Annotated in this window: 19 protein-coding genes; 6 read left to right on the forward strand and 13 right to left on the reverse strand. The window is 37.9% G+C overall.

Translation table 11 applies throughout. The features are described 5' to 3' along the window. Positions 1–2: 2 nt before the first annotated feature. Positions 3–992 carry a porphobilinogen synthase gene (hemB, locus tag ACMAYL_RS00265; protein ID WP_412462510.1) on the forward strand — a complete coding sequence of 330 codons (990 nt, stop codon included), beginning with the start codon at positions 3–5 and terminating at the stop codon, positions 990–992. Positions 993–1,195: 203 nt separating this feature from the next. Here the strand turns inward: hemB and ACMAYL_RS00270 are convergent, their stop codons facing one another. Then, a complete protein-coding gene (locus ACMAYL_RS00270; protein ID WP_103217000.1) occupies positions 1,196–1,486 on the reverse strand; it encodes a (2Fe-2S) ferredoxin domain-containing protein in 291 nt (96 codons plus the stop codon). Positions 1,487–1,536: 50 nt separating this feature from the next. Between ACMAYL_RS00270 and ACMAYL_RS00275 the strand changes: the two genes are divergently transcribed. Further along, positions 1,537–2,940, forward strand: a complete 1,404-nt coding sequence (locus ACMAYL_RS00275) for a TonB-dependent receptor (RefSeq protein WP_392992213.1) — start codon at positions 1,537–1,539, stop codon at positions 2,938–2,940. A 9-nt stretch (positions 2,941–2,949) separates the two neighbouring features. Next, positions 2,950–5,256 (forward strand): penicillin acylase family protein, encoded by a 2,307-nt coding sequence (locus ACMAYL_RS00280; protein ID WP_412469444.1) that lies wholly within the window; start codon positions 2,950–2,952, stop codon positions 5,254–5,256. A gap of 4 nt (positions 5,257–5,260) precedes the next feature. Here ACMAYL_RS00280 and ACMAYL_RS00285 read toward each other — a convergent pair whose 3' ends face one another. Further along, on the reverse strand, positions 5,261–6,973 hold the full coding sequence (locus ACMAYL_RS00285; RefSeq protein WP_412462512.1) for a mechanosensitive ion channel family protein: 1,713 nt from the start codon (positions 6,971–6,973) through the stop codon (positions 5,261–5,263). 138 nt (positions 6,974–7,111) lie between these two features. On the opposite strand from ACMAYL_RS00285, the gene ACMAYL_RS00290 reads away from it, so the two are divergent. Continuing rightward, a complete protein-coding gene (locus tag ACMAYL_RS00290) occupies positions 7,112–9,475 on the forward strand; it encodes an ATP-dependent Clp protease ATP-binding subunit (protein ID WP_412462513.1) in 2,364 nt (787 codons plus the stop codon). Between the two features lie 4 nt (positions 9,476–9,479). Here the strand turns inward: ACMAYL_RS00290 and ACMAYL_RS00295 are convergent, their stop codons facing one another. From ACMAYL_RS00295 to ACMAYL_RS00320, 6 genes are all read right to left on the reverse strand, one after another. After that, positions 9,480–10,511 (reverse strand): peptidogalycan biosysnthesis protein, encoded by a 1,032-nt coding sequence (locus ACMAYL_RS00295; RefSeq protein WP_412462514.1) that lies wholly within the window; start codon positions 10,509–10,511, stop codon positions 9,480–9,482. A 1-nt stretch (position 10,512) separates the two neighbouring features. Further along, the gene (locus tag ACMAYL_RS00300) at positions 10,513–11,157 is read right to left on the reverse strand and encodes a DsbA family protein (protein WP_233189690.1); all 645 of its coding nucleotides are present in this window, start codon (positions 11,155–11,157) and stop codon (positions 10,513–10,515) included. Next, positions 11,141–11,581 carry a disulfide oxidoreductase gene (locus ACMAYL_RS00305; protein ID WP_103217559.1) on the reverse strand — a complete coding sequence of 147 codons (441 nt, stop codon included), beginning with the start codon at positions 11,579–11,581 and terminating at the stop codon, positions 11,141–11,143. Before ACMAYL_RS00305 ends, ACMAYL_RS00300 begins: the two co-directional genes overlap by 17 nt. A 94-nt stretch (positions 11,582–11,675) precedes the next feature. Next, positions 11,676–12,665: a ParB/RepB/Spo0J family partition protein gene (locus ACMAYL_RS00310; RefSeq protein WP_412470559.1), complete on the reverse strand. Its 990-nt coding sequence runs from the start codon at positions 12,663–12,665 to the stop codon at positions 11,676–11,678. 89 nt (positions 12,666–12,754) lie between these two features. Further along, entirely contained in the window at positions 12,755–13,534 is a 780-nt protein-coding gene (locus ACMAYL_RS00315) for an SDR family NAD(P)-dependent oxidoreductase (RefSeq protein WP_103217007.1), read from the reverse strand. Continuing rightward, positions 13,515–14,783: a methyltransferase gene (locus ACMAYL_RS00320; RefSeq protein WP_392992202.1), complete on the reverse strand. Its 1,269-nt coding sequence runs from the start codon at positions 14,781–14,783 to the stop codon at positions 13,515–13,517. Before ACMAYL_RS00320 ends, ACMAYL_RS00315 begins: the two co-directional genes overlap by 20 nt. Before the next feature lie 48 nt (positions 14,784–14,831). Here ACMAYL_RS00320 and murD point away from each other — a divergent pair, with 48 nt between their 5' ends. Then, a complete protein-coding gene (gene murD, locus ACMAYL_RS00325) occupies positions 14,832–16,142 on the forward strand; it encodes a UDP-N-acetylmuramoyl-L-alanine--D-glutamate ligase (RefSeq protein ID WP_412469447.1) in 1,311 nt (436 codons plus the stop codon). On the opposite strand, the gene ACMAYL_RS00330 is transcribed toward murD, so the two are convergent. Genes ACMAYL_RS00330 through ACMAYL_RS00340 form a run of 3 tightly spaced genes read right to left on the reverse strand, consistent with a single transcriptional unit; the run spans position 16,135 to position 17,750 of the window. Then, positions 16,135–16,257: a hypothetical protein gene (locus tag ACMAYL_RS00330; RefSeq protein ID WP_255407609.1), complete on the reverse strand. Its 123-nt coding sequence runs from the start codon at positions 16,255–16,257 to the stop codon at positions 16,135–16,137. The genes murD and ACMAYL_RS00330 overlap by 8 nt on opposite strands. A gap of 51 nt (positions 16,258–16,308) precedes the next feature. Further along, positions 16,309–17,148 (reverse strand): matrixin family metalloprotease, encoded by an 840-nt coding sequence (locus ACMAYL_RS00335; protein ID WP_392992198.1) that lies wholly within the window; start codon positions 17,146–17,148, stop codon positions 16,309–16,311. Next, positions 17,148–17,750 (reverse strand): hypothetical protein, encoded by a 603-nt coding sequence (locus ACMAYL_RS00340; protein ID WP_412470560.1) that lies wholly within the window; start codon positions 17,748–17,750, stop codon positions 17,148–17,150. Before ACMAYL_RS00340 ends, ACMAYL_RS00335 begins: the two co-directional genes overlap by 1 nt. Positions 17,751–17,863: 113 nt before the next feature. On the opposite strand from ACMAYL_RS00340, the gene ACMAYL_RS00345 reads away from it, so the two are divergent. Further along, positions 17,864–18,994 carry an aminotransferase class V-fold PLP-dependent enzyme gene (locus ACMAYL_RS00345; protein ID WP_412470561.1) on the forward strand — a complete coding sequence of 377 codons (1,131 nt, stop codon included), beginning with the start codon at positions 17,864–17,866 and terminating at the stop codon, positions 18,992–18,994. Between the two features lie 35 nt (positions 18,995–19,029). Here ACMAYL_RS00345 and ACMAYL_RS00350 read toward each other — a convergent pair whose 3' ends face one another. Together ACMAYL_RS00350 and tgt are read right to left on the reverse strand one after the other, a co-directional pair. After that, positions 19,030–19,860 carry a S1 family peptidase gene (locus ACMAYL_RS00350; RefSeq protein WP_412470562.1) on the reverse strand — a complete coding sequence of 277 codons (831 nt, stop codon included), beginning with the start codon at positions 19,858–19,860 and terminating at the stop codon, positions 19,030–19,032. Between the two features lie 97 nt (positions 19,861–19,957). Continuing rightward, positions 19,958–21,103, reverse strand: a complete 1,146-nt coding sequence (gene tgt, locus ACMAYL_RS00355; RefSeq protein ID WP_103217014.1) for a tRNA guanosine(34) transglycosylase Tgt — start codon at positions 21,101–21,103, stop codon at positions 19,958–19,960. Positions 21,104–21,119 lie beyond the last annotated feature (16 nt).

Consider the following 21,119-nt stretch of genomic DNA (forward strand, 5'->3'; position numbering starts at 1 on the left):
CTATGTATTTAAATAATATTCGTCCAAGAAGAAATAGAAAGAATCACGCCATGAGATCTCTAATGCGTGAAACAACGCTAACAGTAGATGATCTGATTATGCCACTTTTTATCGTAGGTGGAGAAAATCAAACGATTCCTGTAACTTCAATGCCTGGGATTAATCGCTACTCACGCGATCTAATTGTAAAGGAAGTGAAAGAGCTTTGGAACCTTGGCATTAAATGCGTTTCTCTTTTTCCTGCGCTTGATGATTCTATTAAAGACCGTTTTGCAACAGAATCAAAGAATCCAAATGGGCTTCTACAAAAAACAATCAAAGATATTAAAAACGCATGTCCTGATATGCTTATCATGACTGACGTTGCCATGGACCCATACTCAAGTGATGGTCATGATGGACTTGTTTGTGAAAAAACAGGTGAGATCTTAAATGATGAAACTCTGGATATTCTAGCAGGGATGGCACTTGCTCAGGCCCAAGCGGGAAGTGATATCATTGGTCCATCAGATATGATGGATGGAAGAATTGCTGTTATCCGTGAGGCCTTGGATAGTGAAGGTTTCTCAAATACACAAATTATGTCGTATACGGCCAAGTATGCTTCAGCCTTCTATGGGCCTTTCAGAGACGCTCTGGATAGTGCTCCTAAAGCAGGTGATAAGAAGACTTATCAGATGGATCCGGCCAATGCTATCGAAGCTCTACGTGAGATTGAGCTTGATGAAGCAGAGGGGGCAGATATCTTAATGGTTAAGCCAGGTATTAGCTATCTAGATATCATTGCTAAAATGAAAGAGCGCACTAATCTACCTGTTGCCGCTTACAATGTATCTGGTGAATATGCCATGGTTAAAGCAGCAGCTCAAAATGGCTGGGTTGATGGTGATGCCGTAGCAATGGAGATGCTTACGAGCTTTAAGCGCGCTGGATGCGATATGATTTTAACGTATTTCGCTAAAGAAGTGGCCGTTCAATTTGCCAAAAACTAAATTTATTTGACCTTAATAGGGATGTAGGCCTTAGCTCTTTTCTCGCGGGCCTGCTTCTCTTTCACTGAAGCAATTCCAACTAAAATACCAACGATAATAACAGGAATCCACATAATCACTCCTTGGTTCCTTTCCTAAGGAAATTATATCATTATTATCGGATAATATTTGATAAAACTAAGTCAATTTTTTGTGAACTTACTCTAAATGCTTGAATCTACGTAGTCTTTTAGGCTCTGGGCCGACTCTTTAGTGCCATCTTTAAACCACTTTGCCTCTGGATAACTGACAATATGGATACCTTCACGGCATTTTCCAAGGCAGTCGCTTGAAGTAACTCTAACGACACCTTTTCCATATTTTTCGTTGAAATATGTCTTTAACTCGCTCTTTAATGCCATGGCATCATCAAGCATAGGGCAATCATTCTTCTTACAGCTCTTGCAAATAAAGATGTGTTTTTTAAAGAGATTCGTGTCGTGTTCTTTTGCCATATAGAGTCCTAAGCTGTTATTATAATTAAAAAATTTTAAGGATTTATACTATGGATTTTTGCCAAATTCTATCAGCAAAACAAAAAGCATTACAAATTAATTTAGATAATAAAATTTACGGCAGTTTCGCAGAAATTGGTGCAGGACAAGAAGTTGCTCGTGAGTTCTTTAGAGCTGGCGGTGCAGCGGGGACTGTTGCTAAGACGATGTCTGCTTATGATATGCAAATTTCGGATGCTATTTACGGTGTCGAGACATCTGGACGTTATGTTTCTCAAGGACGTCTACATACGATGTTAGAGACAGAATTCACAAAAATGTACAAGCGTCTTAAAGATCAAAGAGAAGAGGGAACAAAATTCTTTTGCTTTGCTGATACTGTTGCAGCAAAAAGTTACTCTGGTCGCGGAGAGTGTCATGGTTGGCTTGGTGTACGTTTCCAACATCAAGCAGGGGCAGCTCCTTCTGATTTAATCATTCACGTTAATATGCTTGATCAAGAAAATCTTCAGCAACAAGAGGCCATTGGTTTTCTTGGTGTGAATATGATCCACAGCTGTTTTTATAATTCAAATGATTCATCTCATCTTGTTTCATCTCTAATGGATAACTTATCTGCTAGTCGTCTTAAGATTGATATGATTGACGTTAAAGGTCCGGCCTTTGATGGAGTTGATCCTCGTATTCTTTCTTTAGAACTTGTTAAGAGAAAGTTTACTTCTGCTGTTATGTTTGATGAGAATGGTAAAGTTGTTCAAATCAAAGATTACTTATATCGAAAGCCACTTGTTGTTTTAAGAGGCTCTTTTAGGCCGCCAACAAAGGGAAATGTTGATGCGCTTAAAGTAGGGCGTGAGCTTTTATGCACAAGTGAGAAGTGTGAGAATGTTGTGACTCTTTCTGAGATCTCAATGTCAAAATTACTTTCTCGTTCATCTTCAATTGATAACGCTGATTTTTTAGCTCGTGTTGATTTACTTGCAAAAATTAAGCAAAAAGTTTTAATTACAAATTTCGCTTCTTACTTCGAACTCAATCAGTTCTTACAGCCAATTGCTAAGAATCAAATTGCATTTATTACTAACACTTATAATTTAAATGAGATTTTAAATATCAAGCATTATGAGGATACTTCATTTGGGATCCTAGGTGGATTAGGTGAATTATTTGGCCTTAATACTAAATTGTATCTTTATCCATGTGCAGATGATAATGATGCAAAAAATCGCCTAAGCTTTGCTGATGTAACTTATGACAAGTCTCTTGAGTTTCTTGTTAAGTATCTTCGTGAAAATAAGTTAATTGTCGATCTTGAAGGTTATGATCATGAAGCATCAGGAATCTGGTCTCGTACAGTTATTGAGATGATCTCAAGCGGCGAGAGCGGCTGGGAAAAAATGCTTCCAGAAGAAGTCGTTGAATTAGTTAAGAGTAATAATTTATTTAAAAATTAAGAGAACATCATGAAAAAGATTCTAAGTATTATTGCAGGCCTTCTTATATTAATCATAGCAAGCGTCTACTTTATGCTATTGGGATCTTTTCCAGTAATGCATGGTAGTCTTAAAGTTGATGGCCTAAATGGTCTCACTAAGATCTACCGTGATCATGAAGGAGTTGTTCATATCGAAGCAGACTCTCGTCACGATATGAATTATGCTCTAGGCTTTTCAATGGCCGGTGATCGAAGCTTTCAATATGAGCTAATTAGTCGTGCTGGCCAGGGAAGACTTGCAGAAATTCTTGGGCCAGATCTTGTCGCTGTTGATAAATTATTTCGTACTTTAAACTCTAAGTATATTCGTGATGGCATCTTGGCCTCTCTTGATCCGGTTGTGAGAAAAGATCTTGAGTCTTTTATGGCCGGCTATAACTACTATCTTGAAAATAATGTTAGGCCGATTGAATTTTTCTTACTGGGAATAAAGCCTAAGAAAATTGATATCGAAGATATCTATGGTGTCTTCGTTTACTTAAATTATAGCTTTTCGCCATTTATGAGAAATGAAGTTGCTTATCAAAATATTATGGCAAATGTTAAGCATCGTGATTTTAAGTATCTCTTTGCTAATAATGAGGTTGATTTCTCTAAGCGTGTAAGACGTGTCGTTGATGCAAGCTTTATTGACTACGAATCATTATTAAAAGGAATTGGTACTTTTACTGGCTCAAATGCTTGGGCGATCTCTGGAAAGAAGACGAAGTCTGGAAAACCAATCCTAGCAAGTGATCCGCATATCAATTTTTCTGCACCTAATATTTGGTATGAAGCAAATATTAAGAATAAGGAAGAGGGCTTTCATATGTATGGCCACTTCCTACCACTTATTCCATTTCCGGCCATGGGCCACAATCGAAAACTTGGTTGGGGATTAACTATTAGTTACACAGATGATGTTGATCTTTATCAGTTAGAAGATGATTTTGAAATTGTACGAGTTGAAGACTCTTTGATTAAAGTGAAGGGAGAAGAGTCAATCGATTTCCAAATCAAGTGGAGTAAGAAGGGTCCTGTTGTTAATGAGATCGTTCAGGCCGTAAACAAAGACGCAAAGAATATTGCGGCCCACTTCAGTTTCTTTCAAGAAGGTAACAAGCCTATTGAGGGATTTTATGGTCTTGGCCGTGCAAAAAACTTTGAAGAGATAAAGAAGGCCACAAGTATCGTTAAGTCACCTGGCCTTAATATTGTCTATGCGGATGCTGATGGGAATGTGGCAAGACTTATCATGGGGGATAGTTACAAAAGATCACATCCATTTGAATCAGATCTTGTTCAAACACCTGATCGCAAGATTCTAGGGGTCTATACATTTGATGAGAAACCTCATGAGATTAATCCTGAAAATGGTTTTGTTGTTTCCGCTAATGATGCACCAAAGACAATGAAAAGTGGTATCTATCACCGTGGTGGTTGGCATTCAGATAATCGCTATAATACTATTTTAAAGTCACTTGAGCTTCGAGATAATTGGGATATGGATTCTCAAAAGATGGTTCAAACTGCAAGCTTCAGTACGAATAATCGTAGGATGCAAAAAATTATTAATAATGCGCTAAAGAAATATCCAATGACTGCTCTTGAAGAAGAGGCCTTAAAATTCTTTATGGATTGGAAAGGTCATTCTCGCAAAGAACAGGTTGGACCGACAATATTTCATGAAACAAATATGCGTATTCGTAAGCTTCTAATGGATGAGATGGGTGAGGACTACGTTAAGTATTGTAAGGCCATTAACTCTTGGATTTATTATTACCGCTTACTTGAAATGCCAGATAACTCTTGGTGGGATATTGAAAAGACTGCACCAATTGAAGATCGTGACCAGGTCATTTCAATGGCATTTAAAGAGGCCGTGAACTATCTAAAGCAAGAGCTTGGAGATGATGTCAGCAAGTGGCGCTGGGGACTTATTCATCAGCTAACAATGCCTCACCCATTTGGAAAAAATGAGTTTCTTGCGAAAATATTCAATCAGGGCCCATATGAGGCCAACGGATCTATCAATAGTATCAACCATATTCGTCGTGTCTCATGTGAAGCAGGACACACTCCGGTGACAGGACCAAGTACTCGTCGACTAATTGACTTTGCTAATGTCGATATTTCTTACGGGATCCTTCCATTAGGAAACTCTGGGCATATGCTTTCTCCTTATTATGATAATCAGAGAGAACGCTTTATGAATGATGAGTATCGTACACAAATCTTTAGTTTTGATTTAATGAAGAAATCAGGCCCTAAAGTCTTAACTCTAAGGCCATTATAGAAGTTTATTTAAGTCTAAATTGTGAAGAGCGATTAGGTGCATTCCACCTATCGCTCACAAGCTCACTTGCAACCTGCTGAGAACGACTGAAGTCCACATTTTCTGGCGTATAAGTTACGCCTGGGTCTTGTTGAACGTGAAGAGTTTGGGTCGGGAAGGCAAAGTTAATACCATGCTTCTTGGCCGCTCTTAAAATATCTAATAAGAATTTATGCTTTTCATTTAATTCGTCATCCCAACTTGGAACTTCCCAAAACATATAGACAAGAATATTTAGAGAGCTTGCTCCCATTGAATTAAAATATACTTGGAAGTTATCCTTTCTTGTCATTGGATGAGCAACGATAATCTGACGGATACTCTCACAAAAGTTTTCAATCTTTTCTGGAGGAGTCGCGTAATCGATACCTAGAGTTGTATTAAAGCGACGATATCTTCTGCGTCCAAGGTTGTCGATATTGGCATTGATAAGGTTTCCGTTTGGAACTGATAGCAGGGAGTTGTGAAATGTTCTGATACGAGTTGAGCGCATACCAACTTCTTCAACAATACCTTCGATATCATTATTAATCTTCACCCAATCTCCAATTGTGAATGGGTTATCAAAGAGAACTGTAAATGAACCAAATAGGTTAGAGATTGTATCCTTGGCAGCAAGAGCGAAGGCGATACCACCAATCCCCATACCAGCAAGAATTGATTTCATATCTAGCTCGAGTGCATCTCCAATGAAGATGATTCCAACTGCGTAAATAAAAAATCTGGCAGTCTTTCTGATAAGTGGAACGACAATATCATCAAATTTATTTTCTGTTTCACGTGCTTTGTCCTCTAGATAGAGACAAATAACAGTGAGAAGTTGATTTAGAATAAATACCACAGAGATTGCCATGACAATATCACAGGCCTTAACAACAAGAACGAGTGCATCTGCAGGGAGATCAATCCATGTTGCTAGCGTTTGAAACACATAGGCAAAAGCAAGACTACCAAAAGGAGAGGTTAGTCTATTTTGTTGTTTCTCTGTAAAAGTGATATTTCTTTTCTTTAAAATTGAAATTGTTTTTGCTGCAATATAGTAGCGAATGATTCGGTCAACGATAAAGCTTAAAAGAGTAATTACAAGAAGCAGAATCCAGTGAATATTTAAAAGCAGAAAGCGCTGATGAAATGTCCATGCTGGAAGGTATTCTTTTAATCGATCCTTAGGGGATTGGCTGTAAACGACATCCTTAGCAACTTTTTTACCTTTAAGAGAGAGGTCATAGAAGCGAAGGGAGTTCATCGTCTCCTTTGTAAATAGCCACACCATCTTATCGCCACGTTGTACTTGGCGAATTGATATCTCAACATTGTGATCTTTATTTTCTACTTGGACGACTTCTTTACGGTAGTACCAAACTCCATCATCTACCTTTCGTGGGATCTTCTTTACATCTATATATTCAATACGATCAAAAATAGTGATTAGAGTTCGTGAGAAATCTTTAAGCTTAAAATCTTTTACTGTCTCTGGAATATGGCGGCCATCAAGCGCAAGTATTGCTTGATCGAGTCCTCTTTCATTTCCAAGCTTGTAGGCCTTCATTGACTTTAAAAAATAATTCATCGTCGATCGTGGTGAGCTTAGATCAAGAGGTGGTAGTTTTTGGGCAAATACCTGTGCCTTTAAAATTAAAACTAGGATTAGAAAAATCTGAAGAAAAAATTTATTCATAATAATCTCATTTATTTCGAAAAAAATATTTTGGTTACCTTGACAATTATAAAACACGTCCCATCTTTATAGTAGAAGGGGAAAAATACCTCATAATTTTAGGTGTTTATACCCATAAAATTGCGTGGAGGAATTTTTATGAATAAGTACGATTCAATCGTTGCAGGCAGTCTCGATATTGCCCAATCTCTTCTTATGGAAAAGAAGAATACTCAACTATCTGAGTGGCACCTTGCTTACGGGCTGGTGAAAAATCCTTCTTCTTTTTCATCAAGAGCACTAAAGAATAAATTAAAAGATATTAAGGCCGAAGTTGAGCGCTTACCTCAAGCTTCTCAAGAAGTTTCACTTGATAATGTTAGACCAACTGCTGGCCTAAGTAAGTGGCTAACATTGGCATCTTCCAATGCTATTCAATCAGGCCGTCAGGAAGTAACAGAAACTGATCTTCTAAAGCATATTGTGACAACCCTCTCCAGTCTCAATATCGATCCGAATGTCTTTAACTCTGCTATGAATGAAGACGAAGAAGAGGTTCCTGCCTTCCTGACGAACCTGAATGAAATGGCCCAAGAAGGCAAGCTTGATCCTGTCATCGGTCGCTCTAAAGAGATTCGTGCCGTGATGGAAATCCTAGGACGTCGTGGAAAGAATAACCCTGTTTTAGTTGGGCCGGCCGGTGTTGGTAAAACAGCTATCGTTGAAGGCCTTGCTGAAATGATTGTTAAAGGGACTGTCGCCGATGTACTAGAAGGTAAAACTGTCTATGCCCTTGATATGGGGGCCTTGATGGCCGGAACAAAATTTCGTGGTGAATTTGAAGAACGTCTACAAAAGCTTTTAAAGTATATTAAGCAAAATGCGGCCACTTCAATCCTATTTATCGATGAGATACACCAATTAGTTGGTGCTGGTAAGACAGATGGCGCGATGGATGCGGCCAATCTTTTAAAGCCAGCTCTAGCAAGAGGTGAGCTAAATTGTATTGGTGCAACGACTGATGAAGAATATCAAAAGTATATTCTAGGTGATAGTGCACTTGAGAGGCGCTTTCGTGCGGTACCTGTAAATGAGCCTTCAAAAGAAGATGCAATTGAAATATTAATGGGTATCCGTGAGAAGCTAGAAATCCACCATGGAATTAAGATCTCTGATGATGCAATTTATAACTCTGTCATTTTATCTGATCAGTATATTACGGATAAGAACCTTCCTGATAAGGCAATTGACTTAGTTGATGAAGCAGCAAGTGCTCTTAAACTTTCTGCCGAAGCTATGCCTGCTAAGCTGGTTGAATTAGAAGCGGATATTCGTTCTAAGAAAGTTAATATGCAGATTGATAAGGATAATGAAAAGCTTGCTAAGGAAGTCGAAGAGTTAGAAAAAACTTTCAATGCACAAAAAAGTACATGGGAAGAAGAAGTTCTTTCTCTTAAAAGAGTCTCCGAGTTAAAGAATCAGCGCGATCGCTTAAATTTTGAGCTTGAGGCAGCTGAAAGAAATCAGGACTATGAAAAGGCATCAATGATTAAATATTCTCAACTTCCTGAAGTTGAAAAAGAACTAGAAGCTTGCCATCATGATTGGGTTCTAGCGACAAAGGATATTGCACTTGTGATCTCAAGACAAAAAGGGATTCCTGTTGAGAAAATCCTTAAATCTAAACAAGCGCAAATATTACAGCTTGAAGGATTCTTAAAGTCTCGTGTTTACGGACAAGAGGAAGCCTTGACTGAAATAGCTGATACCATTGTGTCGGCCCACGCTGGTCTTACTGACCCTTCTCGACCACTAGGTTCATTCCTCCTAAAAGGTCCTAGTGGTGTGGGAAAGACGGAAACAGCAAAGGCCCTTTGTGAGTTCTTGTTTGATACACAAGATAACTTAATTCGCTTTGACCTCTCAGAGTTTAGTGAAAAACACTCTGTGAGTAAGCTCATTGGAGCGGCCCCTGGTTATATTGGTTATGAAGAGGGTGGTGTTCTAACTGAAGCAGTAAGACGTCACCCTTATTCAGTGATCCTATTTGATGAAATTGAAAAGGCCCATCATGATTTTGGCGATATCTTGTTACAGATTCTCGACGATGGAAGGCTCACAGATAACAAAGGTCGCACGATTGATTTTAAAAATACGATTATTCTTGTCACTACAAATGCGAAAGAAGTAGAAACGGCATTTAAACCAGAAGTGTTGGGACGTCTTGATGCTGTTCTGACATACAATGCTCTTGATCGCTCAATTATGAACTCGCTAATTGATAAGCAAGTACGCTTACTTAACTCGAGACTTCTTGGACGTAAACTTAAAGTTGATCTATCTGAAAGTGTACGTGCGAAACTTAATGAGCAAGGGTATAGCGAAGCCTATGGAGCAAGACCTCTGGCATCAATCTTTAACAGACTCGTTACTAGGCCTTTATCAAAAGAGATAATGGCACATGACCTAGAAGAAAAAGACTTAAAGATTGATTATAAAGATTCTCAGTTTACAATTAATTAAAAACTTAGGGACTACTTTTGAAAGGAAGTAGTCCCTTTAAATCCTCATGATATTTTTTCACACTCAAGTTTTGATTATGTACATGATTGGCAATCGCTTCATGTAATTGTACATTTTTTAAATGGTGCCATGACTCAATCTCCACTGGCCTAAAGCCACGATAGAGCTTTTGTTCTCCTTGAGCACCAGCTTCAAAGATCGCTAGGTTATTTTCAATCGTATACTCAATTGCTTTGTAGTAACACATTTCAAAGTGGAGAAATTCGAAATTGTGTTGGTGTAGAGGGTGAATTCCCCAGTAGCGTCCGTAGAGTTTTGTTTCAGATTCAAAAAAGAGCGCCATTGCAATAATTGAGTCTTCTTTATAGGCGAGGTGAAAAAAACAATTATCTAGTGTGTTTAAACCTAAGAAGAAGGCAAGTGTAAGATAGGCGTAAGCCGATTTCTTATCAATTGTTGTTAGATATAAACCATAAATTTGCTTAAGCTCATCTGATGAAAGCTCTTTAGCGAAAACTTTTTTTATCTCAATATCGTAAGAGTGACAGGCCTTGCGCTCTTTCTTAATACTCTTTCTTTTATTCTTTTTAAGTTTAGAAAGATAGTCGTCAAACGATTCGAATTCGTTAATAAAATGATACTGTGTTGTGATTTGCTTAAAAAAACCAAGCTCCTTAAGTTCAAGATAGCTCTCATCTGTAAAGTAGTAGTGCTCACTTGATAGCTCGAGTCCTTGATACATATCAAAAGACTTCGTTAGAAGTTTACTATCAAATTCTTGAGTGAATTTACTATTATTTACTGGTGTAAAAGGGATGGCATGAATTAGTTTTGGGTAGTATTCAATTCCCATACGGTGATAAAGATCTGCCCAGGCCCAATCAAAGATATATTCACCATAGCTGTGAGATTTTATATAGGAGATGAGTTGATTATTTTCTCCCTCAATGTGGACAGGCTCCCAGCCTCTTTGAGGGCATGCACTCCCACTATCTTCAATTAATTTTAGAAAGTGGGAGTTGGCAAATGTATGCATGTTATTTATTTAATTCTTCTCGGATCTGTAATTCAAGTTGTTGGTAGCTAAAGCGCTCTAGTGGCTTGCCGTTGATAAAAAATGTTGGTGTACCACGAACTCCAAGGGCCTTACCGTCTTCAGCATCTTGTCTAATCCATTCCATAAACTTTGGATCATGCATATCACTCTTAATTTTGTCGATATCTAAATCAAGAGTTGTAAGGTAGTTCCAAATAAGATCTGGTCTCGGGTTATGATGATTTCCCCATGCTGGCTGACTTTTAAATAATAGATCAAGTGTTTCCCAATACTTTCCTTGTTTTCTTGCGGCTTCTAAAATTGAGATTGCATATGCAGAGTTCTTATGAAATGCAGCGTAGCGAACGACTAGTTTTACCTTACCTTCATATTTATTCATGATTTCTTTTACATATGGAGAAAACGCACGACATGATTCACATTCCGGATCTAGAAATTCTACGAGAACAACCTTTGCATTATCTGGTCCCATTGATGGAGAGTAATCACGTACAAATAGCTTGTGGTTTTCATTGGCCATAAAGCCTAGTTTGGCCGCCTGCTGTTTCTTGTAAAATGTTGCACTAATAGCAAATACTGCAATAACTGTAATAATCGCAGCTATGATCTTATGACTTTTTTGCATTTAAAAATTCCTTGTTGTTATAAATTTCTAATAAGAATAGTGATAATAAAATTGTAAAAGCAAAGAATGCCAGCATTGGGATTGAGATGAAACCAAACCAATTAATCCATTTTTCTGAACACGGCACACCACTAACACATGGGCTAGCGCTTTCAGGAATGACTTTAAGCTGGACAAGATTGTGATAAATCGAAATGAGCCAGCCTGCAAAAATGAATGGTGCACTATAAAGTATGCTGCGCTTATCATCTTGATAGAAGCCAATTAATAATATGGCCGCAAGAGGATACATTGCAATTCTTTGCCACCAACAAAGTGCACATGGAACAAATTCCATGATCACACTAAAAAATAGCGAGCCAGCTGTTGCAAGTACTGCAACAATCCACATAATGAAGAGAGTGTTTTCTTTGATTAATTTCATGACAATAATCATAACGAAACTTTAAACAGATGACCAAGTAATTCGTCATCTGCTTAAAGCGTTATATTGTCAATTTTTTGTAAAGTGGTTTTTATTAAAGAGAATATTCAGGATTGAACTCTTGTTGTCCTTCTTCAAGTACAACTGTAGGCTCCGCCACGATATCTTCATCTTGTACTTCTGCAGAAGATGTATGATTTGATGTCGTTCCCATGTTAAAAAAGCGCTCAAGATTTTCTTGCATCTTTCTAAGCTCTTTCATAATTGAGTCTGCTTCTTTACCTTCATAAGTTAATTCTTCTAAAAGAATTCGAGTAAGGTTTTTATTCATTCTCTTTGATAGGTTTCTAAGGTGTGCGTATTCAGCTGGTAATGGCTCCATTGTCTCCATTTCCTGTTCTGCTTCTTGAACTCCACCTCGTTTTGCAGCTGCAACGATTTGCTTTACTTCTTTTACTGTCTTATCTGCAATCATTGGAAGAACGCTATCTTGCACTTCCTTGTCTAATTTGATGATTTCATTTGTTACACTTGCATTGATGTGACCAAGCTGGCGTGCTTTCTTAACATGTTCTGAAGCAAGAGCATCTCTTTTGATTGCTCCTTTAATAACACTCTTTGAAAGACCAGTCTTTTGTGCAGTAATGGCAGCAAATGAATCTTGATCTTGCTCTTCTTTAGCTTTTTCCAGCTTCTTCTCTTCTGTTGTTGTTGCGATTACATCAACTTCAATCTTAGTCGCTGTCGGATTAAGCTCTTCAAATATTTCGCGCCCACGATTAAGGCACTTTTCAAATTCAAGTTTATCAAGTGGTCTTCTCACTAAGTTTTCATCAATTGAAATAAGTTCTTGCTCAAGGCTTTGTCTATCAACTACGTGAACAGGAATCTCTTCAATACCGAGTTCTTTGAGTGCTTGATATCTTCTAGCACCTGCTAGTAATTCATTATCTTTATTAATTGTTAGAGGATTAATTAGACCAATATTTTCGATACTGATTTTTAATGTATCAACATCAGTATTTGTTCTTAGGTATTCACTATTAAGTTTAATATCATTGATATTAACAGTTGTTGTTTGCATGGAGTCCTCTTAATTTTCAAAAATTTGTGTGTTGTGTGGGCCCTAGTTTAATAGGGAAATGTATATCTGACTAGAGGTGTAAGGTATTTTTAGTAACCACGCCCTGTGTTGACGCGCTCAATTATTCTCAGTGTAAGTGTGTGAGGTATAGTGGTTAATAGGGTTTTGAAGATTTTGTTTAGAAAACCTGGGACAATATAAAATTTGTTTTTGCTAAGTGCGCCTATCGTCTCATTCACCACTTGCTCTGATGAAATACCACTGAAGTGCTGCTTTTCGGCCTTGCCTTGGTTAATTCGAAATTGAGTGTAAACAAGTCCAGGGCAAACTGAAATAACTTGTTTGTTTGTCCCGCTAAGATCTCTTCCTAGGGCCAAGCTAAATGAATGAATCATGCTCTTTGAGGCCGCATAGACACTTTGTCTTGGAACAGGGAAGAAGGCATAGAGTGAAGCGATATTGATTATTTTAAGTTCTTCTTTTTGCTGTAAAAAGTGATGGCTTAAGCGCATTGGTACTTCGACATGTACTCTTTGCATGCTTACTTGTTTTTCAATATCTGTTTCAGGATATTTTCCAGCTACTCCAAAGCCTGCATTATTAACAAGGTATGACAAAGGTTCTTTGATCTTAGAGATTACGTATTCACAAGCTTCACTTTCGCACAGATCCTTAATAATGATCTCACAATTTACTTGGTATTTCTCTCGGTACTCTTTAGCATTTTGATCGAGAAGAGTAAGGTTTCGGCCATGAAGATAGAGGTCGTATCCAAGAGAGGCAAAATAGTCAGCAAAGGCCTTACCCATACCTGTTGTTGCGCCCGTGATAAGTACTGTCTTTTTATCTCTATGATTGCTTACGTTCATGATACCAAATTCCAATATTTCGAGGGGACTCTACTTCATTGAAGAATGCCATTAGTTTTGCTTCTTTGCCTCGCTCTTGTAACATGATAGCACGATCATAGAGAAGGTAAAGCTCAAGAGCACGGCCAAACTGCCAGCGAACAATATTGGCAAAGAAGAGCTTTTCTAATAACTCTTGATTTTTTGCATAGAGTTCATCAAGTTGCTGTGCTGTTAAATTAATTGGAATATTGTTTTCTGTTAGCTTTGAAATAGCGTATTCACTAAAGGATTTAGCATAGAGTCTTTTATGAGCATCACCAATTGAGATCACATCAATATCACTTCCTAGTACACTATCAATGTAGATTTGAAGGCAATAGCGATAGTTCTTAACTTTTTTCTTTTGCTCGAATTCTTCGAGGCTCATGCTTTGATGGCCGCGAGTTGCCAAAGTTAAGCTATTACTCTCAAGCTCTAGTGGCCCAATTTCTTTTGCATAATTTGAAATATTAATATGCTTACTTGGTTCAAGTTTATTATAGCAACAACCAAAATTTAGAAGTCCACGAGTTTGATTTCTACTTGCCACCTGCATATGCTTAACCGCAAGAGAGCCACAAGTGTGAAGTCCTAGGGAGAAAGAGTCATTACAAAAAATACGCGCATTCTCATCTCCATCAAGATCAATACTAAAATCATGATTGATGAAGTTTACGTCCTTTGCCAGGTCTGGCCTTGGGTACTTTTTTAAACGATTTTTTCCAATTTCTTGAAATTCACTATTAATATCAAGGCTAATCATTTCCATGCCAAAGTAGTGGGCAAGGGTGCGCGAAAGATGACCAACACCACCGCCAATATCAACAGTATGCTTAAAATCGCCTTCCTTATTTCTAAGTTTCTTAAGAAAATTTGCAATGATTAAAATTTCGTCTTGCTTCTTTCCCTTAACTTTATTAAATGCCCAACTCGGAAGCTCATCCACGCCGCGAATGAGTTCTTCATCCACCGTTTCATAAACTTCATTTTCTCTAAGAGAGCATAGTAAAGTTTTTAAGGGGCCATCTTCTAATTTCGAGTAATCGCGAAGACAGTCCATCTCATAGAGTTCTTCGTGAGTAAGCTTTTTTAGAGGTGTGAGGAATTCTTCAGGATACAGCTCGTCGATTTCTCCAGCGCGCCATGCTTGGAGAACTTCTCTTTGCCATAGCTTAGTGTATGGCCTTAAAATAGTGGCAAGATTTAAAAAAAGCTGCTGATAATTCATGCACAGCAATGTAGCACTTTTATCCATATTTTGGAAGGTAATAGTCATATGATCATCAATGAATCGTTAAATAAGTATAATAAGATAGCTGTTGTAGGCCTTGGGGTTTCTGGAGTTTCAGCACTTCGCTTGCTGGCCTTCCTAGGTAAGGATATTTATTTAGTTAATCAAGGACCTATTGATAAGTGGCCTGCCTTTGAAGATTCGACGTGTATTAAGGCGAGACTTCCTCAAGATGAAGCTGCCGATATGCTAGGGGAGATGGATCTGATTATTCTCTCACCGGGGATGTCTAAGGAGTTGCCATTATTTTCAAAAGCATCATGCCCAATATGGTGTGAAATTGAACTTGCTTATAAATTTGCTGATGCACCAATTCTTGGAGTGACAGGAACAAATGGTAAGACAACAGTTGTCTCTTTCCTTGAAGAATGTGGCAAGCAGGATCCAACTGGTGACTACTTTGTTGGTGGTAATATTGGAACACCATTTTGTGACTATATCTATGAGCGCATGAGTGGAGAGCGTGAACCTGCCCAAGGTATTATTCTAGAGCTTTCAAGTTTTCAACTAAATCTCATTGAAGAATTTCAGTGTGATGTTGCGGGAATCTTAAACCTGACTTTCAGCCACGGTGAACGCTATGATGATCTAAGATCATATGCACTTGATAAATTCGAAATCTTTAAGAATATGGCCAATGAAGGAATTGGATTCTTACCGAATAATTTAGAAGTTAAAAATGAATACCCAATTCGCAACGAGCATCAACTTGATCTCTCTATTGCTAAGGTTAAAGAAGAGCTTTCTGAGGTTATTGATATTGGTTCACTTAAAATCTACGGTGAACACAATCTCGTCAATACATACTTTGTCTATCTTATGTGGGATGCCTTTACTGGCAATATCAAGGCATTTCAAAATGCCTGTGAAGTCTTTGGTGGTGTGGAATACCGCTTGCAGATGATAAGACACACGCAAGAAGGACGCTATTTCTTTAATGATGCCAAGTCCACAAATTGGGAGGCAACTCTTACGGCCTTAAACGGTGTGAAGGAGTTAGGGGAAGTTGAGCTGATCATTGGCGGTCAGCTTCGTGGTCATGGTGATAACCAGCTTGAGAAGCTTCTTCCTTTTAAGAGTCAGATTAAGAAGATTCTCTTCTTTGGTGAATCTGGAAAGGTTCTAAGTGAATCAAATTTTGAAATTGAATCTGAGTATTTTGAAAATTTGGATGAGATTTTTAAAGCAGGCTTTAGCACAAGTGTCGTTCTATTTTCTCCAGCGTTTCCTTCTTTTGATCAGTATGCAAATTACGTCAAAAGAGGAGAGCACTTTACGAAATTAGCACTTACTTAAGAACTGAAATTGTTACTTTTTGCGACTTGGAATCCCTCATATTATCTGCAACAGCAATCTTAAATAAGAAAATAATGAGAATTCCAATAATAAATTTACCTGACTTTGATTCCATAATGTGATTATCGGTACTTAGTGATAATACTTTAGTAAATATTATCTTTTGTTAATAAATTTTTGCTTGCGCAAATCTCTTTGTTGAAACTAAGACCAATAATAGCATGCACAGCCCTGCGATCAAGGCGGCGGAATCCTTTGCTGGCGGGTGTTCAGAAAATTCCGTACTTATCTTTTTCTCAATATCCTCATAAATATGGCCATCATACTTGGCACTATCTTTTATCGGTGCAATTGAGCCACACATTGGTATTTGTTCCTTAGGATAAAGGTAAGTGGCACCATCCCAATCGTCTTGCCCAATCGTTTCTCTACCTGTGAGGTTTCTAAAGTACATAAGTGAGCTTTCTTTTGAAGAGTGGCCAAGGCCAAAGGCATGTCCGATTTCATGGGCAAAAAGAGCAATCTTCTGGGCCCTTGTCTGGTCGTTGTAGCGAGTTCCTGCAATGTCATTTAGGCCAATGACAGAGCCTTGGATAACTGTTCCGTTTAGATTATTTGGTAGTGTTACAGCTAAAATTCCTGTGGAAGTAAAAACTGTATTATTACTATTACAAACGATCAGAATCTGTGTGTTAGTACTTGGTACTTGGCTGACACAACCAGCTTCTCCTGCAGCACAGATTTGTTCAGTTGTATAATCATTGTTAACCGTTAAGATATCGCCACCTTTTAGGTGTAAACTACTTGTCGCAATCTTATTCCAATAATCACTAACTGCAATCTCTACCATATCCATGATTTCATCAGCAGAGTCTGTAATATTTGCGCAAGCATTATCCGCTATATCGACACGAATTTCTGGACTTGCAAAGCGAATAGGAATATTTGCGTTGATCGTAAATGCTAAGGTGTATGTTGAAAGAAGTAAGCTTATTATAAATTTCATTAATTATTTCCAAAAGTATAGTTAAGAGATAATGCATAACTAAATGCGCGCTCATCACCATCTTCAAGGTTGAAGACGCTTAATTGTCCATTTACAAAGTAAGTCTTATTGAAGAGGTAATCTGCACCAAGAATGACAATATTATTAACTGCTGTTTGGTAATCATCCGGTGTGTAGAATTGTTGTGTTGATGTTCCATTGCCAAGAGTTTGCATTTTTCCATCCATTGCTGTGTAGGTAAAGAAAATACCAACTCCTGCTTGTACTCTAAAGCTTTGATTGAAGGTGTGTTCGATAAGTGCATGAATCCAAAGGTTTGTAACAGTTACTGCACTATCTTCACTCGATTTTGGAAGAGTTAAACCTGTTTCAATATTTAGCTTTTTTTCCCAAGCAATATCTGTGCGATAATTGGCCCTGATAAATGGATTGAAAGTGAAGTAATTTCTCCCGCCATCAATATCGGTTTGAATTTTACCGACGTATTTCGTCAAATTCCCAACACCAAGTGAGAACTCGCCAGGAATATTAAGTTCCTGTGCCTTTATAGAAAATGGAAGTATGCATATAATGCACAGAAGTAAAGAATGGGCTGCTTTCATGTAATAATTGTTAAGAAGTTTTCAAGCTTTGACAACTTCTTATTTGTTTCCAAATACTGGCATTTTATTTAAAATGCCAAGAGATTTAAAGAAACTTAAAAAGGATTTTAAATATGTTCGAAAATTATAAGATACCTAATGAATTAATTCCTAGTGATCCACGCTTTGGTGTTGGGCCATCACTTGTTCCAACTGAATTCGTTCAAAGACTTGCTGATACAAAAGCAACGCTACTTGGGACTTCTCACAGAAAACCGGCAGTGAAAAATCTTGTAAAAGAAGTACAAGAGGGATTAAAAAATTTCTACAACTTACCTGAAGGTTATGAAGTCGTTTTAGGAAACGGTGGAGCAACTTTTCTTTTCGATATGATCGGTCTTGGTCTCGTTAATAAAAAAAGTGTTCACTACACATGTGGTGAATTCTCAAATAAATGGTTTAAGTCACATCATGCAATTCCATGGATTGAAGCACAGGAAATTGCAAGTGAGTATGGCCAAGGTTGTGAGCCACAAGGCTCAGATGCTCATGCTGATGCTGACATGATTTGTTTTACTCTTAATGAAACTTCTACAGGTGTTCAAACGACGACAATCCCAAGTGTTAATGATGAGACACTTGTCGCTGTGGATGCAACAAGTGGTGCAGGGCAAATTCCTCTTGATCTAACTAAAGTAGACTGCTATTTCTTTTCACCGCAAAAAGTTTTCGCATCTGAAGGTGGTCTCTTTGTCGCTATTATGTCACCGAAAGCACTAAAGCGTGCTGCAGAGATTGCAAAGACTGATCGCTATATTCCTGGTATTATGGATTGGACTGTTGCTATTGATAACTCTCTTAAGAATCAAACTTATAATACACCAAGTATCTCAACTCTTTTCTACTTAAATGAGCAGGTAAAGCTTATGAATTCTCAAGGCGGAGAAAAGAATGCAGTAGAACTTGCACGCAAGAAAGCTGATATGATTTACGGCTGGGCAAAGGAAGAAAGCTTTCTTGAGACATACGTTTCTGATGAGAAGTATCGTTCAACTTCTGTTGCGACGATTAATATCGATGATAAGTATGAAGCTGCAGCACTCATTAAAGTACTTGAGCAACAAAATGCAGTTAACGGAATTGATTCGTACAGAAAGTTAGGAAAGAATCAATTTAGAATTTCTCTTTTCCATAATGTGAAATTTGAAGATCTACAAAAGCTAACCAAAATTATTTCAAGCGCTGTTAATCAAGCAAATAATTAATTAATAAAGAAAAGGGAGTACTAAGTGCTCCTTTTTTATTTCAAAGAAATCGCTCTTAGATCAATTGACATGGAAGAGTTAGTGTAAAACTCTAAGTAATCGCTTCCTAGGTTATCCCAAATCTCTTGGGTTGATAGAGGATTCTTTCTATTTTGATCAGCTACACCAAAGAAGAGTCCGATGATCTCTCCTGTATCTCGATTCATAATAGCACTTCCGGAATCTCCGGATTGAGCATCACAGGCAGTAAAGAAAACATCTCTTACCTTATCCTTGTTGAATCTAATATCCATATTCCCTGTAAGATAAATGCAGTCAGTATCTTGTGCTATCTTAGCATCATACCTTCTCAGATCGGCCTTGCCACCACCAAAACCAACAGTTACGAGAGGATCTCCAGCTACAGGATTTGAAAATTTAGTATTAAGCGATGGAAGTTTTGAGAGAAAGTTTAGCTTCTCACTTTTCTTAATTCGAAAGTAAAGATAATCGCTACCTGATTTAATTGAGCCTATGCTTATAACACGATCACACTTTGCTACTATCTTATTGTGGCCTTCATTAATGAGTAAAAGGGAGGATTCGCTACATTCTTTCTCGCCACTTATTACATGATAATTAGTGAGAAAGATATAATGCTCAAGTTCTTCTTGGTAAAGAAAAGCAGTTCCAATTTTTCTCTTTATTTTGTTAACGACCTTGGCGGTACGAAGAACTAAGCTCTTTGTGTTTGTATCAAGTGTTTGAAAGAGCTTCTTTGTAACCCTTGGCCTACTCCATTCATCTCCACCAACGTAGCGTTTGGCCATTGTTAGATTAGAAAACAATATCAATGTAAGTATAAGAATTATCTTGATCTTCCCCATAGTAGGGTTTTAGCTTAGATTATTTTTTGGGTCTAGAAATGTGAAAAGTTTATAAGAAAAAGGGACACCGAAATGTCCCTCTATATGGTTTTATTTTTTAGTTTTTAGCACCATCATCTTTATTGTAATTTTTTAAAAATTCAGTTTTCCACTCGTTGTAGCGATTATCTAAAATTGCTTCACGAGCTTCTTCTGCCATATTCTTATAGAATTCAATATTGTGCATTGTCGCTAGAACTTGTCCTAGGATCTCATTTGAATCAAAAAGGTGCTTAACATAGGCACGAGTGAAGTTCTGGCAACAGTAACACTTACAATTTGGCTCAATAGGGAAGAAGTCACGACGATAGTTCTTGTGACGAATTCTAATCTTTCCACGTTTCGTAAATAGCGTTCCACCACGTGCAAATTTTGTTGGAATGATACAGTCACTCATATCAATTCCATATTCCCAGATCATACATAGGTCTTCTGGATTACCAACGCCCATAACGTAGCGTGGTTTATCTTTTGGCATCTTAGGCCCTGTGTACTTAACGATTTTTTCCATAAGCTCAGGCCCTTCTCCTACGGATACACCACCAATGGCATAACCTGGAAGATCGCGCTTAACAAGTTCATCAAGACACTCATCTCTATAATCATCGTAAGTAGAACCTTGGATAATACCAAAAAGGGCCTGCTTTGGATTTGTCCAAGCATCAATACAACGATCTAGCCAGCGGTGAGTACGATCGATTGAATTCTTTGTATACTCGCGAGTCGCTGGGTATGGAATACACTCATCAAAGGCCATCATGATATCTGATCCAAGCTCTTGTTGGATTTGAATTGATGTCTCTGGAGAGAGCATAATTGATTTACCTTTATGGTCCTTAAACTCAGCTCCTTCTTCTTTAATGGCCTTTCTTTGAAGTGAGAAAACCTGGAATCCACCTGAGTCTGTAAGAATTGGACGATCCCAATTCATAAACTTATGTAGTCCACCTGCTTTTTCAACCAGTTTTGAACCTGGTGATAAGTGAAGGTGGTACGTATTTGAAAGAATAATTTTAGTGTCCAGATCCTTTAGGAAGTTTGGTGGTAGTGCTTTAATTGCACCGTGCGTACCAACTGGCATAAATACTGGAGTTGGAATTTCACCATGAGGAGTAGTGATAACACCTGCTCTTGCTCCTGAATTCTTATCTTCGTGGACAACTTTGAATTTGAAGTGTTCTTTGACTTGATCTTGAATGCGCATAGATCACCCTTTGTCG

Origin of the sequence: Halobacteriovorax sp. RT-2-4 (assembly GCF_047085445.1) — a bacterium.
Taxonomy (GTDB): Bacteria; Bdellovibrionota; Bacteriovoracia; order Bacteriovoracales; family Bacteriovoracaceae; genus Halobacteriovorax_A.

Bases quoted from the DNA above. Each gene is read 5' to 3' on its own strand.
- ACMAYL_RS00275 (WP_392992213.1), top strand. From the start codon at position 1,537: ATGGATTTTTGCCAAATTCTATCAGCAAAACAAAAAGCATTACAAATT.
- ACMAYL_RS00310 (WP_412470559.1), bottom strand. From the start codon at position 12,665: ATGCAAACAACAACTGTTAATATCAATGATATTAAACTTAATAGTGAA.
- ACMAYL_RS00295 (WP_412462514.1), bottom strand. From the start codon at position 10,511: ATGCATACATTTGCCAACTCCCACTTTCTAAAATTAATTGAAGATAGT.
- ACMAYL_RS00305 (WP_103217559.1), bottom strand. From the start codon at position 11,581: ATGAAATTAATCAAAGAAAACACTCTCTTCATTATGTGGATTGTTGCA.
- murD (WP_412469447.1), top strand. From the start codon at position 14,832: ATGATCATCAATGAATCGTTAAATAAGTATAATAAGATAGCTGTTGTA.
- ACMAYL_RS00290 (WP_412462513.1), top strand. From the start codon at position 7,112: ATGAATAAGTACGATTCAATCGTTGCAGGCAGTCTCGATATTGCCCAA.
- ACMAYL_RS00340 (WP_412470560.1), bottom strand. From the start codon at position 17,750: ATGAAAGCAGCCCATTCTTTACTTCTGTGCATTATATGCATACTTCCA.
- tgt (WP_103217014.1), bottom strand. From the start codon at position 21,103: ATGCGCATTCAAGATCAAGTCAAAGAACACTTCAAATTCAAAGTTGTC.
- ACMAYL_RS00315 (WP_103217007.1), bottom strand. From the start codon at position 13,534: ATGAACGTAAGCAATCATAGAGATAAAAAGACAGTACTTATCACGGGC.
- hemB (WP_412462510.1), top strand. From the start codon at position 3: ATGTATTTAAATAATATTCGTCCAAGAAGAAATAGAAAGAATCACGCC.
- ACMAYL_RS00320 (WP_392992202.1), bottom strand. From the start codon at position 14,783: ATGAATTATCAGCAGCTTTTTTTAAATCTTGCCACTATTTTAAGGCCA.
- ACMAYL_RS00300 (WP_233189690.1), bottom strand. From the start codon at position 11,157: ATGCAAAAAAGTCATAAGATCATAGCTGCGATTATTACAGTTATTGCA.
- ACMAYL_RS00335 (WP_392992198.1), bottom strand. From the start codon at position 17,148: ATGAAATTTATAATAAGCTTACTTCTTTCAACATACACCTTAGCATTT.
- ACMAYL_RS00270 (WP_103217000.1), bottom strand. From the start codon at position 1,486: ATGGCAAAAGAACACGACACGAATCTCTTTAAAAAACACATCTTTATT.
- ACMAYL_RS00280 (WP_412469444.1), top strand. From the start codon at position 2,950: ATGAAAAAGATTCTAAGTATTATTGCAGGCCTTCTTATATTAATCATA.
- ACMAYL_RS00345 (WP_412470561.1), top strand. From the start codon at position 17,864: ATGTTCGAAAATTATAAGATACCTAATGAATTAATTCCTAGTGATCCA.
- ACMAYL_RS00350 (WP_412470562.1), bottom strand. From the start codon at position 19,860: ATGGGGAAGATCAAGATAATTCTTATACTTACATTGATATTGTTTTCT.
- ACMAYL_RS00285 (WP_412462512.1), bottom strand. From the start codon at position 6,973: ATGAATAAATTTTTTCTTCAGATTTTTCTAATCCTAGTTTTAATTTTA.
- ACMAYL_RS00330 (WP_255407609.1), bottom strand. From the start codon at position 16,257: ATGGAATCAAAGTCAGGTAAATTTATTATTGGAATTCTCATTATTTTC.